The sequence below is a fragment of the Oceanobacillus rekensis genome (genome assembly GCF_002153375.1).
GTDB classification, from domain to species: Bacteria; Bacillota; Bacilli; order Bacillales; family Amphibacillaceae; genus Oceanobacillus; species Oceanobacillus rekensis.
Window position 1 is genome coordinate 697,780 of the sequence record NZ_MTBQ01000001.1, and the last position, 25,454, is coordinate 723,233.

Annotated in this window: 28 protein-coding genes, 1 pseudogene and 1 riboswitch; of the genes and pseudogenes, 7 read left to right on the forward strand and 22 right to left on the reverse strand. The window is 37.9% G+C overall.

Translation table 11 applies throughout. From position 1 onward, the window contains the following. Positions 1 to 271: 271 nt before the first annotated feature. Positions 272 to 2,434, forward strand: a complete 2,163-nt coding sequence (locus BV906_RS03530) for an FUSC family protein (protein WP_245843820.1) — start codon at positions 272 to 274, stop codon at positions 2,432 to 2,434. Between the two features lie 425 nt (positions 2,435 to 2,859). Further along, a complete protein-coding gene (locus tag BV906_RS03535) occupies positions 2,860 to 3,498 on the forward strand; it encodes an NAD(P)-dependent oxidoreductase (RefSeq protein ID WP_087972069.1) in 639 nt (212 codons plus the stop codon). 102 nt (positions 3,499 to 3,600) lie between these two features. On the opposite strand, the gene BV906_RS03540 is transcribed toward BV906_RS03535, so the two are convergent. Together BV906_RS03540 and BV906_RS20205 are read right to left on the reverse strand one after the other, a co-directional pair. Further along, positions 3,601 to 3,978: an SET domain-containing protein gene (locus BV906_RS03540; protein WP_087972070.1), complete on the reverse strand. Its 378-nt coding sequence runs from the start codon at positions 3,976 to 3,978 to the stop codon at positions 3,601 to 3,603. 190 nt (positions 3,979 to 4,168) lie between these two features. Next, a pseudogene (locus tag BV906_RS20205) lies at positions 4,169 to 4,249 on the reverse strand (alpha/beta hydrolase); the annotation flags it as partial. A 265-nt stretch (positions 4,250 to 4,514) separates the two neighbouring features. Here BV906_RS20205 and BV906_RS03545 point away from each other — a divergent pair. Then, positions 4,515 to 5,663, forward strand: a complete 1,149-nt coding sequence (locus BV906_RS03545; RefSeq protein WP_087972071.1) for an ArgE/DapE family deacylase — start codon at positions 4,515 to 4,517, stop codon at positions 5,661 to 5,663. A gap of 794 nt (positions 5,664 to 6,457) precedes the next feature. On the opposite strand, the gene BV906_RS03550 is transcribed toward BV906_RS03545, so the two are convergent. The 9 genes from BV906_RS03550 to BV906_RS03590 are packed head-to-tail and all read right to left on the reverse strand — an operon-like array spanning position 6,458 to position 14,581. Continuing rightward, complete coding sequence (locus BV906_RS03550) at positions 6,458 to 6,934, reverse strand: thioesterase family protein (protein ID WP_087972072.1); 477 nt, start codon at positions 6,932 to 6,934, stop codon at positions 6,458 to 6,460. A gap of 41 nt (positions 6,935 to 6,975) precedes the next feature. Continuing rightward, positions 6,976 to 7,944, reverse strand: coding sequence for a 3-hydroxyacyl-CoA dehydrogenase NAD-binding domain-containing protein (locus tag BV906_RS03555; protein ID WP_087972073.1), 969 nt, complete (start codon positions 7,942 to 7,944; stop codon positions 6,976 to 6,978). A 1-nt stretch (position 7,945) separates the two neighbouring features. Further along, positions 7,946 to 8,839, reverse strand: coding sequence for a beta-keto acid cleavage family enzyme (locus BV906_RS03560; protein WP_087972074.1), 894 nt, complete (start codon positions 8,837 to 8,839; stop codon positions 7,946 to 7,948). Next, positions 8,832 to 9,389: a GbsR/MarR family transcriptional regulator gene (locus BV906_RS03565; RefSeq protein ID WP_087972075.1), complete on the reverse strand. Its 558-nt coding sequence runs from the start codon at positions 9,387 to 9,389 to the stop codon at positions 8,832 to 8,834. Before BV906_RS03565 ends, BV906_RS03560 begins: the two co-directional genes overlap by 8 nt. A gap of 49 nt (positions 9,390 to 9,438) precedes the next feature. Next, positions 9,439 to 11,136, reverse strand: a complete 1,698-nt coding sequence (locus BV906_RS03570) for a CocE/NonD family hydrolase (protein WP_176330253.1) — start codon at positions 11,134 to 11,136, stop codon at positions 9,439 to 9,441. Between the two features lie 32 nt (positions 11,137 to 11,168). After that, complete coding sequence (locus BV906_RS03575) at positions 11,169 to 11,831, reverse strand: ABC transporter permease (RefSeq protein ID WP_087972076.1); 663 nt, start codon at positions 11,829 to 11,831, stop codon at positions 11,169 to 11,171. A 1-nt stretch (position 11,832) separates the two neighbouring features. Next, positions 11,833 to 12,732: an osmoprotectant ABC transporter substrate-binding protein gene (locus tag BV906_RS03580; protein ID WP_087972174.1), complete on the reverse strand. Its 900-nt coding sequence runs from the start codon at positions 12,730 to 12,732 to the stop codon at positions 11,833 to 11,835. Positions 12,733 to 12,768: 36 nt separating this feature from the next. Further along, positions 12,769 to 13,413, reverse strand: coding sequence for an ABC transporter permease (locus BV906_RS03585; protein ID WP_087972077.1), 645 nt, complete (start codon positions 13,411 to 13,413; stop codon positions 12,769 to 12,771). 13 nt (positions 13,414 to 13,426) lie between these two features. Further along, positions 13,427 to 14,581 carry a betaine/proline/choline family ABC transporter ATP-binding protein gene (locus BV906_RS03590; protein WP_087972078.1) on the reverse strand — a complete coding sequence of 385 codons (1,155 nt, stop codon included), beginning with the start codon at positions 14,579 to 14,581 and terminating at the stop codon, positions 13,427 to 13,429. Positions 14,582 to 14,945: 364 nt separating this feature from the next. Between BV906_RS03590 and BV906_RS03595 the strand changes: the two genes are divergently transcribed. Beyond that, complete coding sequence (locus BV906_RS03595) at positions 14,946 to 15,290, forward strand: hypothetical protein (protein WP_087972079.1); 345 nt, start codon at positions 14,946 to 14,948, stop codon at positions 15,288 to 15,290. Between the two features lie 155 nt (positions 15,291 to 15,445). On the opposite strand, the gene BV906_RS03600 is transcribed toward BV906_RS03595, so the two are convergent. Both BV906_RS03600 and BV906_RS03605 read right to left on the reverse strand, forming a co-directional pair. Next, positions 15,446 to 15,754: a DUF3892 domain-containing protein gene (locus tag BV906_RS03600; RefSeq protein ID WP_087972080.1), complete on the reverse strand. Its 309-nt coding sequence runs from the start codon at positions 15,752 to 15,754 to the stop codon at positions 15,446 to 15,448. 44 nt (positions 15,755 to 15,798) lie between these two features. Next, positions 15,799 to 16,011, reverse strand: coding sequence for a gamma-type small acid-soluble spore protein (locus BV906_RS03605; protein WP_087972081.1), 213 nt, complete (start codon positions 16,009 to 16,011; stop codon positions 15,799 to 15,801). Between the two features lie 520 nt (positions 16,012 to 16,531). Here BV906_RS03605 and BV906_RS03610 point away from each other — a divergent pair. Next, a complete protein-coding gene (locus BV906_RS03610; protein WP_087972082.1) occupies positions 16,532 to 16,828 on the forward strand; it encodes a DNA-binding protein in 297 nt (98 codons plus the stop codon). 42 nt (positions 16,829 to 16,870) lie between these two features. Here BV906_RS03610 and BV906_RS03615 read toward each other — a convergent pair whose 3' ends face one another. After that, positions 16,871 to 17,194: a hypothetical protein gene (locus BV906_RS03615; RefSeq protein ID WP_087972083.1), complete on the reverse strand. Its 324-nt coding sequence runs from the start codon at positions 17,192 to 17,194 to the stop codon at positions 16,871 to 16,873. A gap of 99 nt (positions 17,195 to 17,293) precedes the next feature. After that, positions 17,294 to 17,395, reverse strand: a riboswitch (SAM riboswitch). Positions 17,396 to 17,965: 570 nt separating this feature from the next. Here BV906_RS03615 and BV906_RS03620 point away from each other — a divergent pair. Continuing rightward, positions 17,966 to 18,235, forward strand: coding sequence for a DUF1292 domain-containing protein (locus tag BV906_RS03620; RefSeq protein WP_087972084.1), 270 nt, complete (start codon positions 17,966 to 17,968; stop codon positions 18,233 to 18,235). A gap of 380 nt (positions 18,236 to 18,615) precedes the next feature. On the opposite strand, the gene BV906_RS03625 is transcribed toward BV906_RS03620, so the two are convergent. Both BV906_RS03625 and BV906_RS03630 read right to left on the reverse strand, forming a co-directional pair. Then, entirely contained in the window at positions 18,616 to 19,680 is a 1,065-nt protein-coding gene (locus BV906_RS03625; RefSeq protein ID WP_087972085.1) for an acyl-CoA dehydrogenase family protein, read from the reverse strand. Positions 19,681 to 19,886: 206 nt separating this feature from the next. Continuing rightward, a complete protein-coding gene (locus BV906_RS03630) occupies positions 19,887 to 20,411 on the reverse strand; it encodes a DUF4242 domain-containing protein (RefSeq protein ID WP_087972086.1) in 525 nt (174 codons plus the stop codon). Positions 20,412 to 20,595: 184 nt separating this feature from the next. Here BV906_RS03630 and BV906_RS03635 point away from each other — a divergent pair, with 184 nt between their 5' ends. Beyond that, positions 20,596 to 21,024, forward strand: a complete 429-nt coding sequence (locus BV906_RS03635; protein ID WP_087972087.1) for a winged helix-turn-helix transcriptional regulator — start codon at positions 20,596 to 20,598, stop codon at positions 21,022 to 21,024. Positions 21,025 to 21,270: 246 nt separating this feature from the next. On the opposite strand, the gene BV906_RS03640 is transcribed toward BV906_RS03635, so the two are convergent. The 6 genes from BV906_RS03640 to BV906_RS03655 form a co-directional block, all read right to left on the reverse strand. After that, complete coding sequence (locus BV906_RS03640; protein WP_087972088.1) at positions 21,271 to 22,038, reverse strand: ABC transporter permease; 768 nt, start codon at positions 22,036 to 22,038, stop codon at positions 21,271 to 21,273. Positions 22,039 to 22,042: 4 nt separating this feature from the next. Beyond that, the gene (locus BV906_RS03645) at positions 22,043 to 22,996 is read right to left on the reverse strand and encodes an ABC transporter substrate-binding protein (RefSeq protein ID WP_087972089.1); all 954 of its coding nucleotides are present in this window, start codon (positions 22,994 to 22,996) and stop codon (positions 22,043 to 22,045) included. Between the two features lie 35 nt (positions 22,997 to 23,031). Continuing rightward, positions 23,032 to 23,817, reverse strand: coding sequence for an ABC transporter ATP-binding protein (locus BV906_RS03650; protein ID WP_087972090.1), 786 nt, complete (start codon positions 23,815 to 23,817; stop codon positions 23,032 to 23,034). Positions 23,818 to 24,214: 397 nt separating this feature from the next. Continuing rightward, positions 24,215 to 24,364, reverse strand: coding sequence for a hypothetical protein (locus BV906_RS19340; protein WP_176330254.1), 150 nt, complete (start codon positions 24,362 to 24,364; stop codon positions 24,215 to 24,217). Positions 24,365 to 24,480: 116 nt separating this feature from the next. Beyond that, a complete protein-coding gene (locus tag BV906_RS20000; RefSeq protein ID WP_281254106.1) occupies positions 24,481 to 24,603 on the reverse strand; it encodes a hypothetical protein in 123 nt (40 codons plus the stop codon). A gap of 100 nt (positions 24,604 to 24,703) precedes the next feature. Then, the gene (locus tag BV906_RS03655) at positions 24,704 to 25,348 is read right to left on the reverse strand and encodes a hypothetical protein (protein ID WP_087972091.1); all 645 of its coding nucleotides are present in this window, start codon (positions 25,346 to 25,348) and stop codon (positions 24,704 to 24,706) included. Positions 25,349 to 25,454: the final 106 nt, after the last annotated feature.

Sequence of the window (25,454 nt, forward strand, 5' to 3'; positions counted from 1 at the left end):
TTTGAAATATTAACAAAAAATTTATAATTAATATTTTATTCTTCATTTAAGTTTGCCCAACCTAACTCAAACTCTTTAGAATAACTACAAGACTTTTATCCCATAATTACAATTAAACCGGCATTGAAATCGGTTATTCCGGAAGACAACGCTTGGATTGAGTTTAAGCAATGGTGAATAAATCTGACAATGACCTTAGCTTGGATAATCAAATAAGCCCATGGTAAACTTAAGCCTACATTCAAAAAAAAGGGAAACGGTAGGTTAAAAAATGGCACATTGGTATAAGGAACACACTTGGCTTCGTCGGCTGTTAGCTTCCGACCCAGGTCAAATACGTTTGTATAAAGCTGGAAAGACAACAATCAGTGTCATACTGTCTCTCTTTACCACCTTTTTTATTATAATTGCAACCGGCAATGAAGCCCTGATGCCTGCGGTTGTCTCTGCAGCTATCGGTATGATGGGAATCTTGGTCGTTTTGGATGATACGCGGAAAAAGAAGCAACTCACCACGATATTACTCGGAGTTTCTGCAATATTCGGGGTTACAATTGGTTCCTCACTTACTGGTAGTATCTTTTTAATAGATAGCATCATGATTCTGCTTGTTTTTGGCAGTTTTTATTTGACCCGATTTGGAGTTCGTTATTTTTCGCTCTGTATGGTTGGGTTCATGACGGTTTATATTTCAGCTATTTTAAATTTAGAAAACAATCAACTTGCTTTCTTTTACCTGGGAATCGCTATCGGTGTAGCTTATGCCTTTATATTTAATTTCATTCTGTTCCAAAGCACAGCTAAGAGCTTGAAAAGAAGTATCCATTCTTTTCATATACAGAGCAATTTAACGTTTGACTTATTACTGGAAGCAATGCAGGAAAGGAATATTAGCCAGGAGGAGCACAAGCACCTTCATAAGCAGGTTGCGAAGGTTCGAGAATATGCATTAATCGTTTCAGGATACATTAACCCAGCGGATGTTAAAGAATTGTGGCCCGGGTTAACACCCGCCCAGCTTCGGTTGTATGTTTTTGATTCAGGGATGCTGATCGAAACGCTGACCAATTCGTTCCAGAGTTTAAAAGAAGCAGATGCCCTAGAGATTGATGAGTTGAGGAAAATAATGGTATGGGTGACAAAGTCGCTTCGTGATACAGAGATCCTTGCCCCCAATTATGAAGAACAGAATCTGGAAGAAGCTGAAATTGCCGTGCAAGCACTCCGACTGCTTATTGCGGATCTATTCACGCAAAAGCAACAACCAGAAGGATGGCTTTTTTTAATCCGACGTATTGAATCAATTACCAATCATGTTATTAAAGGCGCGATTACCATTCAGCAGTCACTGCAGTCGGAAACCACGAAAGAAGAGCATGCTGAAGAAGCAGAAAAAGATACTGCTAAAGAAGATAAAAAGGGTATGAGAGCCTCGACGAAAAAAGCCTATCAAGCATTGGTTGCCGGAACGTTGGCCATTATTGTCGGCCAGTTCATCTCCCCTGCCCAACCGTATTGGATTCTGCTTTCGACGTTTGTTGTCCTGCTTGGAACCCAATCCACCGGGCGGATTTACGCGAAGGGCTTCCAACGTTCTTTTGGTACCATTATCGGTGCGATACTTGGTTTTGCATTGGCAAAACTGGTATCCGGCTATTCGACACTGGAAATCCTGGCAATCTTTTTGGTCCTGTTTTTAGCTTATTATTTGATTACGGTTTCGTACACGGTAATGAGTGTGTTCATTACCATGATGCTGGCATTTCTGTACGACATATTGATGGGTGGCATCACCCTTTCGCTGATTGGTGCCAGAGTTATTGATACAATCGCCGGAGCCGTGATTGCACTTGCAGTTTCTAGCATTATTTTTCCAACGAAAACAAAGGACAAGGTCGCTGAATCAATCAATGACTATTTAAAGGTGCTTCAACCTTATCTAATCACTTATGTAAAAGGATTTAGGGGAAATGTGGATATCAAAGAACTTTCCGAAAATGCTTTTCAACTCGATGAAAAGCTGCAGACAATCAGCGATGAGGCTAGTCCTCTTGTCCAACGCGGCGAGTATCCTGCTCTATCAGATACAAACCAATGGATAACTGTAATTTCTGCTATCAACTATTATGCGAGACAATTGGTCGCTTCCAGCTATCGTAAGGGTTTTGATTATCCAGAGGAACTGGAAGACGTATTCATTCAAATGGAAGAAAAACTGGAAAACAATATGAAAACACTTATCACCCTTTTTGAAGGTAAAAAGGATCCCAGCGCAATCATTTACCGTCTGGAAGAGGAACGTAAACAAATTGAGCAGCATTCTCCAAGTAGACATGAGTCCAAACATGATTTGATCCATCATTTATATTATGTATGGCGGGTTAATCAATCGATCGTTGAATTGGCACTGGAAATCGGCGTTAAGGAAGCATAGTAATTTTAATCGGTACCCGTCCCAGCCTTTATCTTAAAGGCAAGTGGGATGGGTATCGATTTTTTACAAGTAAGAAAGTATAAAAACTTTCTTACTTGCATAAGTGCAAGAAGGCATTCGCCAAGTTTACTAAGATGAACCTACTGCTTGACTAATTTCTATTACACAAATATACTTACTTACATAAAGTAACTTTAAAATAATATGGTTATGATAACCAAATACTATAAGTTATACAGAATAGGCCATGTCCGCATTAAAGTTGAAACTATCAAGAGGTCATTGGTTTTCAAATTTTGGAACAAACGCAAACAACAGCCATTCTGACAACAGATGGAAAACAAAGGATCCTTCGGGAAATCGTATTATCTTAGCTATTTAGTTTAAAGAACTTTTAAACAAATAAAAAATTGGAGGAATTATTCATGAATATAGCAATCATTGGAGCAAGTGGAAAAGCAGGTCATCTTATTTTAAAAGAAGCGGTTAATCGTGGACATAATGTAACGGCTATCGTAAGAGACGCAGCAAAAATTACCGACAAAGACGTTACAGTTATCGAAAAAAATATCCTTAATCTGACTACAGAGGATGTAAAACAATTTGAGATCATTGTAAATGCTTTTGGTGCGCCACTTGGAGAAGAACAGGCACATGTCGATGCTGGGCATGCTTTAATTGAAGCTGCAAAAGGAACAGATACAAGAGTGATCGTTGTCGGTGGTGCAGGCAGCCTTTACGTTGATGAAGCAAAAACAACTCGATTGATCGATACACCGGAGTTTCCAGATTTCGTTAAACCAACAGGCAAAGGTCAGGGACGTAATCTAGAAGAACTTCAAGCAACAACTGATTTATCATGGACATTCATCAGCCCTTCTGCCGTCTTTGATGCAGACGGAAAACGTACTGGGACTTATCAGTCTGGAAAAGATCATCTGCTTGTTAATACAAAAGGTGAAAGTTATATCAGCTACGCCGACTATGCTATTGCAGTACTGGATGAGATTGAAAATCCGAAACATAAAAATGAACGGTTCACAGTCGTTGGTGAAGCTGAATAACGGTTTCCTGAACATAATAAAACTGACATTCGTTAACGAATGTCAGTTTTTTACTACTAAAAGCTCTGTGGCTCAGCCCTGTTCTACCAGGATCATACTATTTTAGTCCTCGTTAAACCATAGGGGATCTTTATTATCAACATCGCCATTATAATTGATTAGGATTTCATCTCCTGCATTTATATCTGTGAAAGCATAAAAGTTAAATGTATGATTACTAAAACTAATCTCATATGTTGCATTTGGCTCATAGGAATGGTTAAACAGCATTCCATAACCAAGGAGGATTGCAGAATGATTGATGCCATACTCAAAAGCATAATCAGCTAGTAGTGTTTTTTCAATATGTGGATGCTGGTCGTTTGGATAAGAAATCACAGGTGCAACATGTAAAATTTCTCCTTTTTTGATATCACATGTAGCAAATACCCCTCTATTGAATTCTCCATCACTTAATGAAGATGTTTTTATCTCAATCATGTTGTTCGCCTACTCACTTTTTAATTATTGTACCTAACTGTAACATGAATTTTAACATTATGCTCTAAAAAGGCGTTAATCCCTTTCTGGATTAACGCCTTTTATTATACAATTAATAATTAATATGTTCCAGAAGTTAATCGATAGCCCATAACTAAGCGGGTCTCGGTAGCATGAACTCAACTTAAGACTATTTTATAAATGTATCAGACATCCATTTATAAAATTTTTCCTTTTCTTCAAATTGTGGATAGTGTGCGGATTGATCAAATATCGCAAGCGTTAAATAAACCCCTCCGATAATTTTTGTGGGGTTTATTTGACGTTTACGTTACAAAGAGTCATTATTACATGTATAATCGGCGCTGGCAACTGGCATACAATATACAATATAAAATTTAATTTCATACATTTTCACTTGACAAATACAGAAAGGCCACACCACTAGTCTTTTCTATGTATAAAGGAGTATAATATTCCCGGAGATGGCTAACATATAATGTACTTTTCGGTTAAATACACTGGAGGGCTTTAGTATGAAACATTTTACAAAAGAAGAAAAGATAACGATTTTATCTGACATTATAGCGATTAAATCTATTAATGAAAACGAAATTGAAGTGGCAAATTACTTGAAGGATTTATTTGCAGAATACGGCATTGAATCTAAAATTATCCGGGTTACAGACACTCGTGTTAACTTAGTGGCTGAAATTGGAAGCGGGAGTCCCGTCATTGGCGTATCTGGTCATATGGATGTCGTTTCTCCTGGTGATGAAAGCGAGTGGACTACAGATCCGTTCACATTGACAGAAAGAGACGGAAAATTATACGGACGCGGAACAAATGACATGAAAGCAGGTTTAGTAAACCTTGCTTTAGTAATGATTGAACTCAAAGAAAATAATGAACTTAAAAATGGTACTGTCCGTTTTATGGCAACGACTGGTGAAGAAGTCGGTGGCGCAGGTTCTAAAAAACTATACGAAGAAGGCTATATGGATGATGTTGATTATCTATGGGTAGCTGAACCTTCTCATGACACGATTATTTACTCTCACAAAGGATCACTAAACTTGCGTGTAACGTCTATTGGTGAAGCGGCACACAGTTCTATACCTGACCAAGGTTTTAACGCGATTAATCCATTAATGGAATATCTATTAGAAGTAGACCTAAAATTGAATGGCGATGATCGTAAAAATAAAGTTCTAGATAAATTAGTTATGAGTACAACTATTTTTAATGCAGGGAACCAAGTAAACTCCGTTCCAGAAAAAGCAGTAGCTGAGATAAACGTGCGGACTATTCCAGAATTTGATAACGATGAAGTCATTGACTTATTCAACACAACAGCGAGCATTTATAATAAACAAGGCTCTGATATTGATGTTGAAGTGACCATGTCATTACCAAGTGTTTTCACTTCAGGACAGTCTGAAATGGTTGATCTTACGAAAGAACTCGGTAAAAAATATTTGGACTTAGAAATTTCTGTTAAAGGTTCACCAGGGGTGACGGATGCATCAAACTTATTACGAGGTAAAGATGAAAACTTCCCATTCATGATGTTTGGTCCAGGTGAAACAAAAATGGCACACAAAACAGATGAATATGTATACAAAGATTACTACTTTGCATTCTTCGATATCTATAAAGAATTAATTTTAGCATTATCGAAATAAAAAGAGATTTTTTAAACAATAAAGAGGTGACTACCACTTTTGGTGGTTATCTCTTTTTGTTTTGGTTTTTATTTAACCCAGAGGATATAGTGGGGGTATTTTATGCTTACTGTTAAAGTAAGACAACTAAATAGGTTAATTGAAAAAATCCTTTACGGAGAAACTTTCTCTTGTATTTTCGCCTTGTTCGGTCACTCAAGTGCTTTATGAGTGTATTTTAATCTTATTCGGTCTCTCATGTGCTCTATGAATTACTTTTGTCTTGTGTTTTTACCTTGTTCGGTCACTCATCTGCTCTATGGGCTACCTTTCTCTTGTATTTTTGCTTTGTTTGGTCACTCATATGCTCTATGAGTTACTTTTGTCTTGTATTTTTACCTAGTTCGGTCACTCATAAGCTCTATGAATTACCCTTCTCTTGAATTTTTGCTTTGTTCGGTCACTCATAAGCTCTATGAATTATCTTTCTCTTGTATTTTTGCTTTGTTTGGTCACTCAAGTGCTCTATGAGTTACTTTTGTCTTGTGTTTTTACCTTGTTCGGTCACTCATCTGCTCTATGGGCTACCTTTCTCTTGTATTTTTGATTTGTTTGGCACTCATAAAAAAAATCAACGGTACCCTTGTCATTATAAAAATAAAAGCCGTCTAAAATAGACGGCTTTTATTTTTAATGTCATTAGGTTGTATTTAATATTCCTCAGGGTAGTTCCCTTAAAAGACAACTACAAGTTTTTATCCTAGAGATTTAACAGCAAATAATCATTCGCTCTGTCCCTCATATGGAGACACTAACTACTTTTTCCGTCTAATCCCAATTACCCGGCCGACTTCTTTCGGTTTATCATCTGGTGTATGGTTCTTAGCAAGTTCTTCAACTTTGGGATAAATCGCTTCAGGGAAGGCTCCGGCTGTCCCTTTTGACTGATCAATTCCCATGAGCATTTGTTCACTTGTTGCAGCGCGTTTACCATTTTCACCGAACAGTTCGAAAAACACATGGAGACGTTTCATGTCATGATCAATTATCTGCAAATGAATTTCAAAGGCTTCACCTAATTTCATTTCATCCAGATAACTAACATGGCTTTCCATCGTATAAATCGTATAATTGTTCTTCTCACGAAATTCTTCGGTTATGCCAATTAACTTCATCAAACGGTCAACACCCCAACTGAATGCACGGACATATTCCGCATCATTCATGTGGCCGTTGTAATCGATCCAGTCTTTAGGCACTTCATGCTGAATAATGACTTTTGGATTACCCACATCAAGTCCTCCTTCGTCTTATTATCTTATTTGATAATAAATTATAGTCTACCTGTGAGATTCGCGCCCGGCCAATATTTTTCCAATAATTGCTGGAGTTCGATTAAGAATTCATCACGGCGTTCTTCTAATTTTTCCATTTCCACACCTGCTGTCTGTTCTTCAGTGCCAGTAATCACCTTTTCAGCAAGTTCATCAGTTAATTCTGGTGCCACCAATTTTGTCCATGGCAATTTCAACGCAGGACCGAATTGTTCCAGTAAGTGGCGCATGCCTTGTTTGCCGCCACCCATATGCAATGTCATGAATGGTCCCATCAATGCCCAGCGTAGACCTGGACCATAGATGATGGATGCATCCACTTCTTCTGTTGTTGCTACACCATCATTGACAATATGCAGCGATTCACGCCAGATTGCTTCCATAAGACGGTCAGCGATATGGCCTTCAATTTCCTGACGAACTACAAGTGGTTTCATCTTCAATTTATCATAAAAATCCCTTGCCTTTTCGATGTAAGCTTTATCGGTTTTGTCACCACCAACAAGTTCAACAAGTGGCATTAGATATACCGGATTAAACGGATGTGCGACAATTACACGCTCAGGAGAATTTTGACAGTCCGCTTGTAACGTACTTGGTAATATACCAGATGTACTTGAGGCAATGATTGCTTCTTTCGGTGCAAATTTATCAATCGTTGCAATGACACTGCGTTTTAATTCTTCACGTTCTGGAACATTTTCTTGAATGAAGTCTGCTTGAGCTAAAGCCTTTTCCAAATCTTTTTCAAAGAAGAGATTGTTCTGTGAGGCACCTTCAGCAAGTCCCATTTTTTCTATATATGGCCATGCATGATTAACTGCTTCACGAGTACGTGCTTCCGCATTTGGGTCTGGATCTGATGCTGTTACATGGAAACCATTTGCCAAAAATCGTGTAATCCATCCATTACCGATTACACCTGTCCCAACAACGGTAATATGTTTGATTGTTGTTTCTTTTGTCATGTTAAACTTCCTTTCCGTGTGGGTTAAATAAGTTTAAATGTTCACGTGCTTCTGCTGGTGTCATAATATCAGACCCTAGGCTTTGCACAATACCAAGTGCTTTATCGACAAGTTGCTCATTCGTTGCAAGTTGGCCTTTTTTCAAGTATAGATTATCTTCCAGGCCGACACGGACACTTCCACCCTGTAGTAATGATTCAGCAACAACTGGCATTTGCATACGTCCAGTTCCAAATGCCGCCCATTTAGCGTTTTCCGGAATCCGACTCTTCATATAGGAAAGTGTCTCTGCATCTGCTGCAGCTCCCCATGGAATACCAAGGCAGAACTGAAATAATGGGTCCCCATCAATCAATCCTTCTTTAACGAGTTGATTAGCAAAGTGAATATGACCTGTATCAAAACATTCCAATTCAGGCTTCACACCGCTTGCTTGGACAAGTTTGGCCTGCTTTCTTAACCAGTCTGTCGGACTTACATACAGCATATCCCCGAAGTTAAGACTTCCACAGTCAAGGGTGCACATTTCCGGAAGCAGTTTCCCTATCGGTTCATGGCGTTCTTCGGGAGTCTGGATATCTGTGCCTTCGCCGCCTCTTGTCGGGTCAGCATCACTTGGTATCCAATCACCGCCGCCACCTGAAGTGATATTGATAATCACATCTGTTTCTGACTCACGAATACGTTCCACAACTTCCTCGTAAAGGTTCATATCATGGCTCATCTTTCCTGTTTTCGGATCACGAACGTGAAGATGTGCAATGGTCGCTCCTGCCTTGGCTGCTTTGATGGCCGAATCTGCAATCTCTTTTGGTGTCACTGGTACATGTGGACTCTTTGCTGTTGTGTCACCTGCTCCTGTTAAAGCACATGATAAAATCACTTTTTTATTCATCGTGATCAGCTCCTTTATGTTTTTTAGGTACATGATTAAATATTTCGCCACTCTCAAAGAAGTCAGTTACCCGGCGAATCCAATCGTAATAATCCATCCATTCTCTAACTTCCACGAGAAGTTCATTGATCGCCTGTTCATCTTCCGTGCTAAGTCCTTCTTCTTGCTGTAACTGATTTAGTTTTTTCATAAGACGTAGTTCGAAACCGCGGCTTCGATTAATCGCCTTTTGCCAAGTTGAGGTGAAAAGGGAGATAAATGTTTGGTAATAATCTTCCTCGACCTGAAACAAATCTTTCCGAACACCTTTTTTAAATACACGCTCCGCAATATTCATATCAATCATTTCACGAACTACCTGACTCATCCGCGTTTTACTCATTCCCGTTTCTGCTGATAAGTCATCCAATGTCATTGGTTCCCTATTCATATAAATGATTCCAAGAATACGCCCAACACTTGTAGAAACACCGAAAGCATGCATATTATCTGATATTTTTTCTATAAATTGTGTTTTGACATCATCAATACTTTCCATATGATTATCCATTGTAACTCCCCTTTGCCCAATGTTCATTGAACCTTACCATATCGTAAAATTAACTTAAGTTATCAGCAAGCGGCAATATAATCTTTGACCCTGTTTCTCCACCTTGGTAAATATGTTCTATTGCAGCTTTTCCGGTAACATTTGTTTTTGTTGTTGTCCCGTTATTTAAGTTTATATCGTACAATGGTGCTTTGCTTGCTGTCATATCTAAACGTAAGCAATGTCCCTTTTTGAGCATGTATGCTGTTGTGCCTATTACAAGCTCCAATTGGAATGGCTCATTAATAGCATCCGTCTTTTCTCGATGGAATGTATCGATAATGTTATATACATGTCCCGATTCATCCACGTCCGAGATTCTTAAAGAGATATCAAACAGTTGTGTAGGAGAAGAACCCCAGATAACTGCCTTCACCGTACCAAGCAGTTGTACATCCTTTTCAAGTGGACTACTTGTGTAGACAAGTACATCCCCGCGATCTTGGATGTCACTAATCTCAAATATCCCCGATTCATGTCCTGCAATGAGTACATTCCCACCACGAATTGGTACGGTGTCAAATGGATCGAGTTTCAGAGCAGTTTTAGTTTTTGCGGTTGATGGATTAGTGTCTAGTTTTCCATCTCCGTGGCGTGTTTGAGAATTACCATTACTATGAAGATATAATTCGCTAACTCCATTCGTAAGCGGCCACTCATCAAAGGCTTCCCATTTATTCTGTTCCATTAAATACAAGTGGACAGGTTTTTCGATTGACAATGGCTTATCTTTCAACCATTTATCAAACCATTTAATATGAATTTCTGTCGGGTCTTTCATTTTGTCGACGCCAATATTTTCAAGCGCATGCTGGAAGAATCTATCACCAGCACGACCAGTCATATCTTCATGTGTCCATGGTCCAATCCACAACATTTTTGTTCCATCATAAGCGTTATACATATCTAATGTTGGCGTTAATAATGCGTCAAACCAGCCACCCATAAACAGTGCAGGAATTTCGGTATTTTTAAATTTATCATCAAGCTTTGCATTTTCCTTCAATTCAGGTGATAGCTTGCCTTGCATCACTTCAAAGAAAAATGAATTCGGGTCAAGGTCTTTCATTGGCGGCCATTCATCTGCAGGTTTATCGAAAAGCCTTTCCACCATGTTTTCTAAGTACCCTTGAAATTTCGTTTCATCCAGTTGGTTGCTTCGCTTTAGCTGATCCTCTATGATGGATCCTAATACCCATGTCTGAAACTTACCGATTGCATTGGGTGCTCCTTCTATATTTGGAATATCCCCAAACGGATCCCCCATTGTCATCACCGGTGCAATTGCTTTTAATGAAGGTGGTTTTTCTGCTGCCGCAGCGAGCTGTGTATAACCATGATACGACATACCAAACAAACCAACGTTTCCATCAGAAAAAGGAAGTTTAGCTGCCCACTCTACTGCCTCATAGCCATCTTTCCCTTCATGAATAAACGGATAAAACTCACCTTCAGATGCAAATCTGCCGCGAACATCCTGGAGAATGATGGCATAACCTGCCTCCACCATACGAGGGACATCAAGGTATTCATTATAATAGCGCGGTGTTTCCTTATCATATGGCAACCGCAGCATCAATACAGGATACATTCCTTCATCATTCGGACGGTAAACATCCGAATGAAGAATTGTCCCATCACTTAATTGGCAGGGGATATTTTTTTCTACCTTTATTTTACTTTCTTCCAATTCATCAGCCCTTTCCATGCAATCAAATAACTGACTAAGGTTCTAATACATCATGTCGTTCGCGTCTTAGATGATTTAACTGGTTGTAGTTTTCGTTCAATCCAGCCCATTATCACATCTGCAGCAATTGCCATCAATGCTGTCGGGATTGCACCTGCTAAAATAATCGCCGTTCCATCAGTTGCATTTGTTCCAGTCAAGATAATTGCACCGAGTCCACCGGCACCAACAAATGCCCCAATTGCGGCTACCCCTATTCCAATGACGATTGCTGTCCGTAAGCCAGCCATAATAACACTGATTGCCAGCGGAAGTTCAACCATACGTAGGAGTTGGAACTTAGTCATCCCTGAAGCATACCCTGCTTCAATAATGTTTTTATCAACATTTTTCATCCCAACGTATGTATTTTGTGTGATTGGTAAAATCGAATAAAGCATTAATGTAAAAATTGCCGTATTCGCTCCAAGTCCCAAAACAATCATAATTACAGCCATCGCCCCTAATGCTGGGATGGTCTGGATAATACTTCCGAATGCGAGTACCCAACTGCTTAACTTTCCGTATTTCGATATAAGAATTCCTAAAGGGATCGAGATAATCGCTGCAAATAAAACACCATACGCTGCCATTAGAAAATGTCTGTAAAATTGGACCCAAATATAACCGCCATTATTACTAACATAAGATATAAACTGTTCTAATGTTTCCATATCATTGTCCCCCCTTACCTTCATTCATAAAGTAGTTATTGCTTTCCAGAAAATCTTCTGCCACTTTTCTCGGATTCATCAATTCAACATCTGCATTGTAATTCAATTCCTGCATTTTTTCTGTTGAGATTTTATTATGAAGTTTTTCCAAAATATCCAAAATCTCCGGATGCTTTTCTAATGTTTCATTAGCAATAACGGGTGATGCATCATATGGCGGAAAGAAACGTCTATCATCTTCAAGAACTACCAAATCAAATTCCTTAATTCTTCCATCTGAGGAATACGCTAGTACAACATCCATACTGCCGGCGGCTGCTGCCTGATACACGAGCCCGATATTCATTGGGAAAATTTCTCCAAAGGAATAATACGTCTCTTGAAATCCATCATATCCGTCACCTTTTCGGTTCACCCAGGCATTATCGACACCAAAACGGAGGTCATCCGCAAATGGCTCTAAATCAGAAATCGTTTCAATATTATTTTCTTGGGCAAATTCTTCTGTCACTGCTACGGAATAACTGTTTTCAAAACCATAGGTGGGTCCCCATGTTTGATTAAAACGATCCTGAAATTCGCGTGTAACGATGGACAGTGCTTCATCCGGATCTGTAACTGGATCCATCCCAAGTGCACCGGATAAATCTGTTCCCGTATATCGTGTACTTGTTATATCCAAATCCCCTCGCATCATCCCTTGGTGCTGAACGATCGATGAACCTAGATGTGTGACAAGTTCGGTTCCTGCATCTGTTTCCCGTTCAATCATAATAGCCAGCATTTCAGCCAGTATATATGACTCAGATGTTCCAAGTGCACCGATCTTAATTGTATCTTTTGTTGTGCTTGAAAGCCCCGGCAACGAACAACCCGTAAGCATGACAAGCAAAATAAGCATAAGTATCGCTTTTTTCACTGATTTTCACCTCCAAAATTATACCGTTTTATAAGAATCCTTTAGACCTTCAGGAGTCAATTTGTTTTCCAAAATAGCCAATGACCGATCAGCAATTAATGCGAGAATGGTCGCTGGTATCGTACCTGCTAAAATTAATGAGGGTTGATACAAGTTCAATCCATCAAAAATGAAATCACCAAGGCCACCGCCACCGATAAATGCTGCCAGTGTCGCCCAACCAATAAGATATACGGTCGATAGGCGAATACCTGCCATGATAACTGGCAGTGACAATGGAAGCTCCATCTTCATAATCGATTGCCAATTATTCATACCCATTCCTTTTCCCGCTTCAACAACACCATTATCAACATCACGAACGCCAATATATGTATTACGTAAAATCGGAAGTAGTGAGTAAAAGAATAATGCAGCAATCGCAGGTATCTTTCCTACACCTAAAATCGGAATAAAAAATGCAAGAATCGCCAAGCTTGGGATTGTTTGTAACACACCTATCAGGCTAATAAATCGATCCGCGAATTTTGGAACCCTCGAGAGAAAAATTCCCAGTGGTACAGCTACAATGATGCCAAGTAAGATAGCTGCCAGTGAAATATAGAGATGCTCCCATGTTTTTATCAACAGTTCATTGCCATGTGATGCAAAAAATTCCATCATTATCATCCACCTCCTATTCTACTTCGGCTGCAGTATTTTCGAATTCCATACCGTCGCCCCAAATCGTGTCATAAACAATATTTGCAAGTGCTGCTCTTGTGATAATCCCTGTCAATCGATGCTGATCATCTACAACCGGTACATATTTTGCTCCACGGCGAAGAATTTTGTGAACCGTGTCACGTAATAAACTGTCTTCTGTAACAGAAAAGATTTCTGTTTCCATCACTTCATCTACATAACTTGCTTTTTTATAATTTAGGTTGATTGCTTCAATATCAATAAAGCCTTGTAATACGTTGCCAGTATCAACCACAAGCAATGAATCAACTTTCTTGTCTCGCATTGTCGCAATTGCAACTTTCAATGTCGTTCTAGGTTGAACGGTAACCGGAGAACCTCCTGTGATTTGTCCAACAGTAGTAACATCTGGACGCCCTTGAATCAAACGTTCTTTGCCAAGGAATTCTTCCACAAATTCATTTGCCGGATTTCTAAGAATCTCGTCCGGTGTATCTGCCTGGACAATTTCACCATCACGCATAATCACAACGCGATCGGCAAGCTTCAGTGCTTCATCCATGTCATGTGTTACAAAGACAATCGTTTTATTTAATTCCTTCTGCAACTTTTTAAATTCTTCTTGAAGCGAATCTCTCGTAATCGGATCAAGCGCACCGAATGGTTCGTCCATTAAGATTAATGGTGGATTCGAAGCAAGGGCACGTAATACACCAATACGCTGCTGTTGTCCCCCACTTAATTCATGTGGATATTTATCAAGAAATTCTTCAGGCATATTTACTAACTTTAATAGTTCACGAGCACGCTCATCTTTTCTTTCGTTCGACCATTTTAATAATGTCCCAACAAGAACAATATTTTCTTTAATCGTCATATGTGGCATCAATCCAATTTGCTGGATAACATACCCAATGGACCGGCGCAATTCTACCGGATTCTGTTGGTTAATATCTTTACCCTCAAATAAAATACTCCCGTCTGTAACATCAATTAGACGGTTCACCATTTTCATTGTTGTTGTTTTACCACATCCACTTGGACCAATAAAACATATGAATTCGCCCTTTTCGATTTTTAAATTCAACTTATTAACAGCGGCTTTTTCATTATTGTATCGCTTTGTTACATTCTTAAACTCTAACAACGCTTAACACCTCCATAGTTACTTTCGTGCTGATTCAACTTTCCTAGTATAACCAACAGCCAATTTTTAATAAACGCGCATAATAGTCCATAAAGTTTTAAAAATCTGTACAGTTTTTATTGCACAAAGTTTACGAAGGGGCTATCGTACAATTCCTCAATTTTCCTCTTGATTAGAGGTGTGTCTGAGTTTTTAATCTATTTTAAAAATACTAATATCAGGTTTGATTGAAAGCTATCTCGTCCCTAACAGGAGTTCAATCAAGACGTTTGAGGTTCATCGAAGACGTTTAAGTAGATTACTCAGAGCAAAATATGTTAAAGATAAAAGTAAAGTGTGAGAACAAATGATTGGAGGAAAAATAATGGAAGAGACAATCTCAGTAAGTACGTTGAAATCTTTTGTGGAAAAGAAGATAAAGAAAAAGACACTTATTAAAGTAATCTGGAATGACAATGAAAAGATTACATTGTTTATTACGCCAAATATGAAAATCAACTCCTTTATCTATGACGAAAAAGAAGGCTATTTATTCTACGACCAGGAGGGGAAGCCTATCGTAAATGACATTCCATGTATTTTGCCTGAAAAAGAATTAGTTAATGGAAAAGTGGAACTTGAAAGAATTAAAAACAAAAAATTTCGCATTAATAATGAGTCGCTTTCGAGTGAGGATATTGCCTTTTTAGAGAATATAATACGTAGTTGAATTTCGGGGTTGGTTGGATATATGGTATATGGGTCTATTTACCTATTAAATAGTACAGCTATAATAAACAATATAACCGTTTCCAGAAAAATTACCTGTCCCTACCCAGTTATAGAATGAAGTAATTGGGACAGGTATTTTTTTATGATTAACAACTAAAACTCCGGTAGATTACTCAAGTTATTCTCTTCAATCCCATCGGGCTCACTACGGATTATATCCCTGCCATATTTATGGAATACATCAATATGTGCTAAACTGCCGGATTTCGCCTCATCCAATGCCATTATATAATCCAGTTCTCTTCCTGTATTTGTTTTAAATGCAATAATATCTCTATCTTCATTCTTTCGCACTGCTATGATTTCTTCCTGTTGGCTCGAATTCTCTTGATCGGTTAATTCTGGTTGACCGCTTTGAATACGGTATTGATTATAAATTTCTTCAAAGTTTTTCTGATCCATCGTCAACAACTCCTTCTCGTGGAAATTTTCTATTCGGGTAAGCTTTATTCTTTCTGCTTTGTCTGATTTTTCTTTTTAACCGCTTCGATATTTGTATCACTGTATACGGATGTACCATGTCCGCCTGACGTTCTGGCAAGGAATTCCTTTGCTTCATTATATGACATACCTGATTGCTCATTCTCCCTTTTGACTGCTTCGATATCTGTTCCTGCCACGGTATGTGTAACTTGATTCGATTGGTTGGTATTATTCATCTATAGCACCTCATTTACCTTTTACTTTAGTTTGTGCGGTAGAAGCAATATTACACCCGTCCATTTAAATGGAATGCTAATGCAAATAAACTCTTCGTCGCAAATTGCAACAAAGAGCTTTTTTTACTTTTGTTAATTATCTTCATTTGCATCCTTGGTTTGTAAATTAAACTCGGCCCTGGCTAACGAATATAAAGACAGTAATCTTCTAATGGTATTTTTACGAATAGATTTAATTTTCGCAATGAAATGATATACTATTAGTGCGTTTTCAAAAAGGAGGATAAAAAGGACCAAGAAGTTCGAGGCATCGTAGCTCCCGGTAGCGGAACGTATGCTTTTAATAAGTGAGCAAACGATCTTGCACGCAGGAAAAGAAATCATTCGTGAGAAATTCGATGTGTCATTTTTACGGGATTTTTTGAACATCCTCTATTATATGAATATCTTTATAGCTACATTAAAAGACTGACCAGCTTTACGATTGAATTAAATTAACACAATGGAGGAGTGAGGTACAATGGAATTGGATTTTTTCTGGCTTGCCATCGGTTTGGCAGCCGCTGGATATTTCATCGGTGATGGACTGAAAAATTTTAAAAACCCCGAGGCAAAAAGCATGATGGATTCGCTTGAAGATGATGATCAGTATGAACTGATAAAAGAAAATGAAATTCATTGGTTTATGGGAATTACAAAAGAAGATGCAAAATTTTTGGTCAAGGAATATCCGGACATCCCCCATATCCTGATAAACGGCAAGATATATTATCCCAAAGCAAAATTGCGGCAGTGGCTTATGGAAGTCGGTGACTAACACGGGGCAAAGGTCTATCCTTCTCCCCGCATCCTTAGCAAATTATAATACTGTCTCTAAGTAATTCCCGTTGTCCTTTTTAATTGGCAGGCCCTGTGCTCTCAGCTGCCTCCAAATCTCACGATCAAGCGCATAGGAGCCGCGTTTCATTAATGATTCAATCTCCTCTTCAGTCAACATAACATGGAAGGTCTGGGATCCTTTATTGACAACCAAATTATAGTCAGCAATTCTGACTAAATTCACATAATAGTCATTATCCCACTCCTTCAACTGGTGTTCAATGCAGCCATACACATGAGTAAAAAATTCCTGCCCTTTCATGTTTTTGGACATGTAACCTCTTGCAAATCCATTAATATTCATCTTTCCATTCTCCTTTGTCTGTTTTAAATTATTATCCAAATTCGAATAGATAACAAAAAAACTCTTTATTGCAATGTGCAACAAAGAGCCGGGCGCCGTTTGTTATCATTCAAAGCAATGCTTTGCTGGAGGGAGCACCTTGCCACTTGGCGGTTGCTGTGAAGTCGTTGAGCCAGATCTCTCGTTCACTCTAGATAACCTATATAGTTGTATCTTAATTTTACATTATTTCGTGGGATTGTAAAGTATAATTTTTATATATGGCTTTTTTCATAAACTTTTAGGTGCGGTTTACTCGTCCCATCGAAAAGAATTATTGCTTTTTTAACCTTTATAGTTTCTATAAAGTGCGAAGTAACTACTGCTATAAGTAAGTGCATTTCCCGCAGGACAAGGAAGGCTTCGGCAGCTTTTACATCTTCGTAAGAAAATTGGTTTGTATTTTCAAGGAGTCACCGCCCTCCGCTCACCCGGACTGGTGAAGTTGTAGTTGTCTGCATATTTCCCAGAGCGGTCGCCAAAGTTACTTATTTTAGATCGTAGTATATCTCGACTACGGAGTAGATAACATGTATAGTTCACATCATTTTTTGTTAGACTATATATTGGGTAAAGGCCAGTATCCTCTGTTTTTTCAAAACATGATTACTTATCCAGATATGACCACTCCAAAATAAAGGTAAATTAAATTTGCATTATTCTCCTTTTTAAAGTACAACTAAAGAAAGCAATTTCAAATACTTTCTATATGAGGAAGCGGAGGCTAATAATATGGATAACAAAATCGAAGTTGGCGAAGTTTTTACAATTAGTGATGAATCGAATGAGGAACAAGAGGTTGAAGTATTGGCAAAGGTTACATTAGAAGATACGGACTATGTAGCTGTCAGCTTTTTAGAGGATCTGCAAGCAGATAATGAAGAGGACATTGATCTCTTTTTCCTCAAAATCGACGTTGATGGTGAATTAACGGCTATTGAAACAGATGAAGAATTTGATATCGTATCTGAAGCATTTGATGAAATTCTAGAAGAAGAATAATAGGAAAAAGCGATGATTTCATGATTAGAATCATCGCTTTTTACTTTCTTATATCAGAGTAGATTAGGAAATTGACAAATGTGTAAATTGCATAAATGAAGAGATTGCTTGAGATTAAAATGTGGGTTTATGGTAGGGTTAAACTGCTTTTTTATAAGGGATGAAATATACTGTTGCGATGAAATAAAACGCTGAGATGATATGCTTAGGTTTAGAGTTTAGGGATTCGACGAGATGGTTTACTGAAATGTTCTTAGATATCCATACAGATGAATTATTGGAACTTAGTGCATGTCAGAATAACATTTTCTATTATATAAAAAGTCGCTTAATCAAGAATGCAAGGTAACTCTGGGACAAGGACCCTGTCCCCCTGTCCCTTATGATAAGAGCTTTTCCAGATGTTTTTCTGTTGGTGTCAGGTTGAGCAAGAAGTAGGCTTCCCGCAATCTTCTGGATGGGTTGCTTTTTTGCAAGTATGCTGCTCCACCATAATGCAACATATCTCCATGTACAGCTTTTATCGTTAATTTATCCACGTCCAGGCGAAGCTGTAGTATTTCTTCCCAGTCGGCTTTTAACTCATTACGTTCTAATATCGACGTTACTCTTTGCTTGAGCTGAAGATATTCTTGTTCTATTTCCTCTGGTTGGATTGATAAAAATTTATTCACTCCATCTTGTTTATTAGGTGCCTTCTTCATCGACTGGACAGATGCAGCTATAACGCCAAGTCCTAATGGTATTTGATAAAGTACGAAAGTCGATCGGACGTTTTCTACAAATGTTTTCGCTTCGAAAGAAATAATCCAATCATCAGGAATAAACACGTTATCAAATTTACAAGCATAGGTTGCACTACCATTCACACCTATATAATTTGCCTTTTCCTTTAAGGTTAACCCATTAGCATCACAAGGTACAAAGGCCATGATTTCTTTGTCTTGATTCAATGCAATTACACCGAACCAATGATCATGCTTTAAATTAGAAACAGATGGTAAATTCCCGGAAATCGTGTAGCCACCTTTCGTACGTTCAGCTTTTAAGTGAAGGGGCTCAAGGTTTGCAAAATATTTCATTGGGTTGGATAACCCCGTACCTCCGAGAAAGTCACCTTTTTCAAGAGATGGGAGCAACTCTCTTTTCAAGTAATCGTTATCACAGTTCCGAAGATAGGTTAGAGAAGCAAGATGACACCATAAATTGAACCCTGTTGTCATACAGGTCTTCGAAGTTTCCTCAGCGATCAGCATTTCACGTTCCAGCACTTCACTATTGTTAAAATCATTTGATTCAAGAAGTCCAGATTTCCCAAGGTCCTTCAAGAATTCTTCGGCATAATAGGCTTCTGTATCAATTTTTCTGACATACGGTTTCAATTTTCCTTTGATAATTGGATTTATAAGCTTATTAGTCTCGGTTTCTTCCACTGCTACTTCCATTTGATCGACATCCTCCTTTATCTATATCTCTCATACTTTTATAAATCGTAGTCCATATTTAGAAAACTTGGCTGTCACCAAGCTTTTAAGAGACAACCAAAGCCCACACTTATGCAGTAAAAGTATTTATACTTTCTTAACTGCCAAGTAAATATAATTCTCTGAAAATCCCCAGTTTCACATGGGATTTTCAGAGTTTGTGGAAATCAGTCAGCATTAATTTCCGTAATAGAATCGATTGGCGTATCCACTGCTTCTCTTGCTCGTTTCACTGCGTCCTCATCTGGTGCATCATAGAAACATAGGCATTTCGTCATATCTTCACATACATAGGTTCTTGAGAAAGAAACTTCTGGAACCTCTGCATAATGTACAGAATTCTTTTTCTTACGAGCCAAATATTTATCCATCGTAATATCTTCTGGAATATTCCATTGCACAAGATAATTTACATTGTCTGCTTGTTTTTTCACTTCATCCAATTCTTTCCCAACCAGTCTTACTTCTTTAATTAATTGGGTAGTAACACCTGATTCACTTAACTTTTCTTGAAGGCCTTGACTTTCTTCAGCTTCGAAAATGAAAAATACGTTTGAGAAGTCTTTCGAAACCTGTACCTCGATCAAGTTTACATTTTGTAAATTTCCTTGAATCTCAGAAATCTTTTTCTTGAAATCCTCTTTGTTGTTAATTTCCCCATTCAATTCTGTTTCTACTAAATAAAGTGACATGTTAATTCCTCTCCTTTTGAATAATTTAGATAAGTTAAGTTTACTAATCCTACTAAAATAATCAACTTTATCTGTTTAAGTTAGTTTATTATACTAAGTTCAAAAAATCAACCCTTCCCAATAAAATTATTTATGTTATTATCAAATTACATAAAAATTGAGATAAGTTGAAGGGAGAATTGGAATGAAGGCAACCTATGAGTTACCTTGCAATATCGCACAATCTTTAAATATCATTGGAGATCGCTGGACATTGCTTATCATCCATGAGATTTTATTAGAAAATACGACATTCAATAATATAAAAAAATCTCTAGATGGGATTTCTTCTAATCTGTTGTCTGATCGATTGAAGCATTTAGAAGATAGCGGTTTGATTACATCGACCTTATATTCAAGTCATCCACCACGTTATCAATACACATTAACAAAGAGTGGCAAAGACTTGGAAAATGTTTTCAACGCCATTATTATCTGGGGGACCGAACATTTAGAAAAATGTCATAAAAAACTGATTCACCAAACATGTAATCATGAAGTGGATATTACCTACCACTGTTCCCATTGCAATGAAAATGTGAACGACTTATCCGTAGTAGATGTGGATAGTTAGAAAAAGCAAAGCTGACTGGTCGGAAATGCATACATAAGTAAGTAACTATAAAGCTTCACGGTTTTGGCACATGTATTTGCAGCGGAAAAAGACTGAGAGAATATTTCTCAGTCTTTTTTTTGTTCTTTTTCTAGAATATTCGGGCTTACACAACTAGTCCTACCGAACCAGAGCGGTCGCCGAAGCTACTTACCTTAGTTCTCAGTTTATCTCAACTCCGCTACACCTAAAAGCCGAAAAGGTCCATCAATCATTTGGTGATACTCCCCACTGCTTTTCAATCCATCGCTCCAATAAACGTATTCCCTTATCAAGCAATAGCCCACAAATTCCGATAAAAATAATTCCCGCTACAACTAGATCCAAACGCAATAAATTCCTGGAGTCAATAATCAAATATCCTAACCCCGACTGTGAACCAATCATTTCACCTGATACAAGGAATATCCATGCTGTACCAATTCCAATATGCAGACCACTAGCAATGGCCGGAAATGCGGCAGGAAAAATAATTTTTGTCATCAAATGTGGTTGTTTGATTTCTAAGTTTTGCGCCAACTTTAAGTAGGTAGTATCAACTTTTTTAACACCCGCTACAGTTGTTAGCAGGATAGGGAAAAACGCAGCGATAAAAATAATAACTATTGCTGGTGCATTCCCAATTCCAAACCAAAGCACAATGAATGGGGACCATGCAATTGGCGATACTGGTCTTAACACCTGTACAATTGGATCAAGAATATCCCATAACCTTTGCAAACGCCCTAAGATCAGGCCAAGAATCACAGCTGAAATTGCTGCAGATAGATAACCAATTAAGAATCTCATTAGACTGACATTTAAATGGATGAATAAAGTACCATCTGTAATTAGTGAAACGATTGCTTTGGCAACATTGATTGGAGGTGGGAAAAGAGCCTCCTCAATATCTGTCACTAAGATGGCAAACTGCCAAAGACTTAAGACGATTATGATTCCGATAAATATATTCATTGTTTTCTTCAAGACTTTCATAGGATCACTTCACTTCGTTAATTAATGTATTATTGACAAATTCTTCATATGCAGGTGGATTCTCTGATAATCCCATTTCAATAAGGTTTGCACTTAATGTTTCATAGGCATCTTTGTTTATTTTTAAATGATCATAAGAAATCCATTTCAAAGATAAATCCATCACCTCAGCGTCTACTTTCATGTACTCGGAGGAAATATCTTGCACATGTTCACTCTTTGTTTCTGCCTGTTTAGCTGCTTTTACATAACCATTCATAAACTCTTGTGCTGCTTCTTGATGATCCTTGAGAAAATCACCATGAAATACCAATGCACAATCTATCGCGTCTTGCCAAAGTTCTTCTGATTGAAACAGTACGTTGGCATTACCGAGCACCACTGACTGAGCCCCCATTGGTTCTGCAACAACATATCCAGAAACTTGCCCCCGAGAAAGCGCCCCAGGCATTTCTGCTGGTGTCATTTCAACTACGTTTATGTCCTCGTATTCTAGTCCCTCTTGTTTCAACATCTCATAGAGTAATATATTATGAGTCGAAAGTTTATGAGGAATAGCAAAGGTTTTTCCTTTTAAATCGTTTACATCATTAATGTCTTTGGAGGCTACAAGTGCATTCCCATCTCTATGTCCGAGAGCAACAGCCTTTAAGTCGATTCCCATTTCATTTGCTTTGAGTGCAACCGGCATTAAAGTCGATGCGCCATCAATTCGTCCTGTATTTAAAGCATCCATTAAATCAGGCCATGAAGAGAATTTGACAAGTTCCAGATGAAAACTTGCTTCCTTCTCTTCATTCATTTCCTTTTGTATGTATAACGGTATAGCATGGGTGATAGGTAAATACCCTATTTTAATTGTTGGTTTCCCTTCGCTACTGACATTTGAACTTTGTCCACATGCACTTAGTATCACCATCACTAATAATGAAACTAGCAGTAAGAACTTCGCCTTCATATCTGTGTCCCCCTTCCGAATGGATAATCTTCAGGTCAAATATTGTATTCAATTGGTGGTTTAGTTCCGCTCAAATGGAATTCATTTAAAATGAGTTTTCGATAATATTGAAAGTCATCTCCACTGCGATCTCTAGGTTTACCTATTTCAATTTTTACCGCTCGTTGAATTTCCCCTGGCTCTTTACTCATCACCATTACACGATCAGATAAATAAATAGCCTCATCAATATCATGGGTTACCAGTACAATCGTTGTTTCAGCTTTTTCTTGGATTTTCAATAACTCATCTTGCAGGTTGTAGCGATTAAATGTATCCAATGCACCAAACGGCTCATCCATCAAAAGCAATTTCGGTTCAATCGCAAGTGCACGAGCAATCGCAACACGCTGCTGCATCCCTCCCGATAGTTGTCTTGGAAAGAGATCGGTTTTATCTTCTAATCCAACCATATTTAAATAACGTAATGCCCGTTCCCGTCGTTGCTTTGATGTCAGATTTATACCTTCTAATCCCAACTCTACATTCTTCATGACAGAACGCCATGGTAAGAGACCATAATTTTGGAACAACATGACACTTTTCCTGCCTGGACGAATAACTTCTTCCCCATCAAAATAGACGTTGCCATAATTTGCTGTAATAAACCCACCAATTATATTGAGCAGGGTACTTTTTCCACAACCACTCTGACCTAAAATAGCGATTGTCTCGCCTTTTTTTATATCAAAGTTGATATTATTTAATACCTGTACCGTCTTGTTATTATTCGTATAACTCTTATCCAGATTGTTTATCTGGATGAGCGGTGTATCACTCAAATCATTTCCCCCTTTACAAGATTTATTATAAAACCAATTAGTTTAGTTGGTTTTATTGTTGTAAGTTATTTTATTATACTTGGTTAAAAAAAACAACCCATATTAGAATAATATTTTGTAAGACATTGGGACATGTCTGGGGGCGAAAGTTTCGTTTTCTGATTTTTAGATTGTTGTAAATTGTGGACCAAGGAGAGTTTTCTAGTGAATTGTATAACGAGGCCATAGTTAAGTCGAAGCAGATGAGGAGTAGCAAGAACGGGCAACACTCCATAATTCACTAAGGCGTACGTCGAAGGTCTTAAGAAAAGAAATACGGGAGCAAAATAGATTAAAGCGGAACAAAGGGATAGATTTTATCCCTCCCCCTTTGTCCTTCTTACGATTTTGATGATAATCAACTTTCATTGCCAAACAAGTAATCCATGATTCCCCCATAAAAAGCTACATTCTCTGAAACAAGAAAAGCCGGCAAGAGTACAATAGTTAAAATTACCGCCACATTAGCTACGATAAACTTAAAAAAACCTTTTTTTACTGTTTTCACTGGGCATCTCCCTTTCAAAAACTGAAAACTATTTTCGTTTTTTTGCTAATGTTTCAAATGGAATTACTTGTTAAAATTAATACCCAATCATCTAAAGCCTTCAAGTACATGTCTAATCAACACATCATGATTTTGAATTTCTGATTATCACCAACTTCTGCAGCATTGATGGTTTTGCAAACAAATGCTGCTTTTAATAAGTCGTCTCCAAGTAAATTAATGATAATGTCATTATACATTATTCAGTTTAGTTTGTATATTGTAAATATTTAGATTTATTATAAAAAATGTTCACTATAAAAGAGATTGTGGAAAAGATTCCCTCCCTTTAGTTTCTTCCTAAGACTTTGACGGGAAAAATGTATATGACAAAGAATAGAGGAAATCTACAATAAATACAATTCCCCAAACCATTGCAATGCCAAAAATGGTTTCATTCGCATATGGTGTTTCCATATAGTTCTCTGTTCCAATCCATGATAAATCTTTCAAATAATCTAGCATTAATGCAATATCTCCACCCGTACCATGGAACCAAAATGCTACTTGAAATAGAGCAAAGATAATCAGGTGGATTATGGCTGAGTTGTGGTTCTTTCTAGCAACATATTTCGGATCTTTCTGCTTGGCCATTAGTGTCCTATCTTTACTCGTAAGTAATTCTACACCACGCCATTTTCCAATTTTTCCTCGCATCCAGCGATCTAGCTTCATAAAATCAAAAATCCCAAACGTACATGCATAGACCACAAAGACAGTAATGACAATTTGAAATGTAGAGATCTCCCCTGTTTCCCGATATATGAGCAACGCAAGGATTGCTTCGAAAATGAGTAAAAAGACGAACAATAGAAGAAACAGAATACTAGCGCTCTTACGGTTTAAGATATAACGAACCACACCGAATAATAGAAGAGATACAAAAGATATAATTTCGAAAGTAATAAAGACTTCCCATTGATTTGTCACCATAAAATCGACCATTTTTTAACTCCAATCATTCTTTCTAGTTCATTTTTTTCGCTTCTTTAAGATGTCTGCTTTAGAGCACTTTCCACCTCTACCCTTGAACGGATAAATGCTATACATT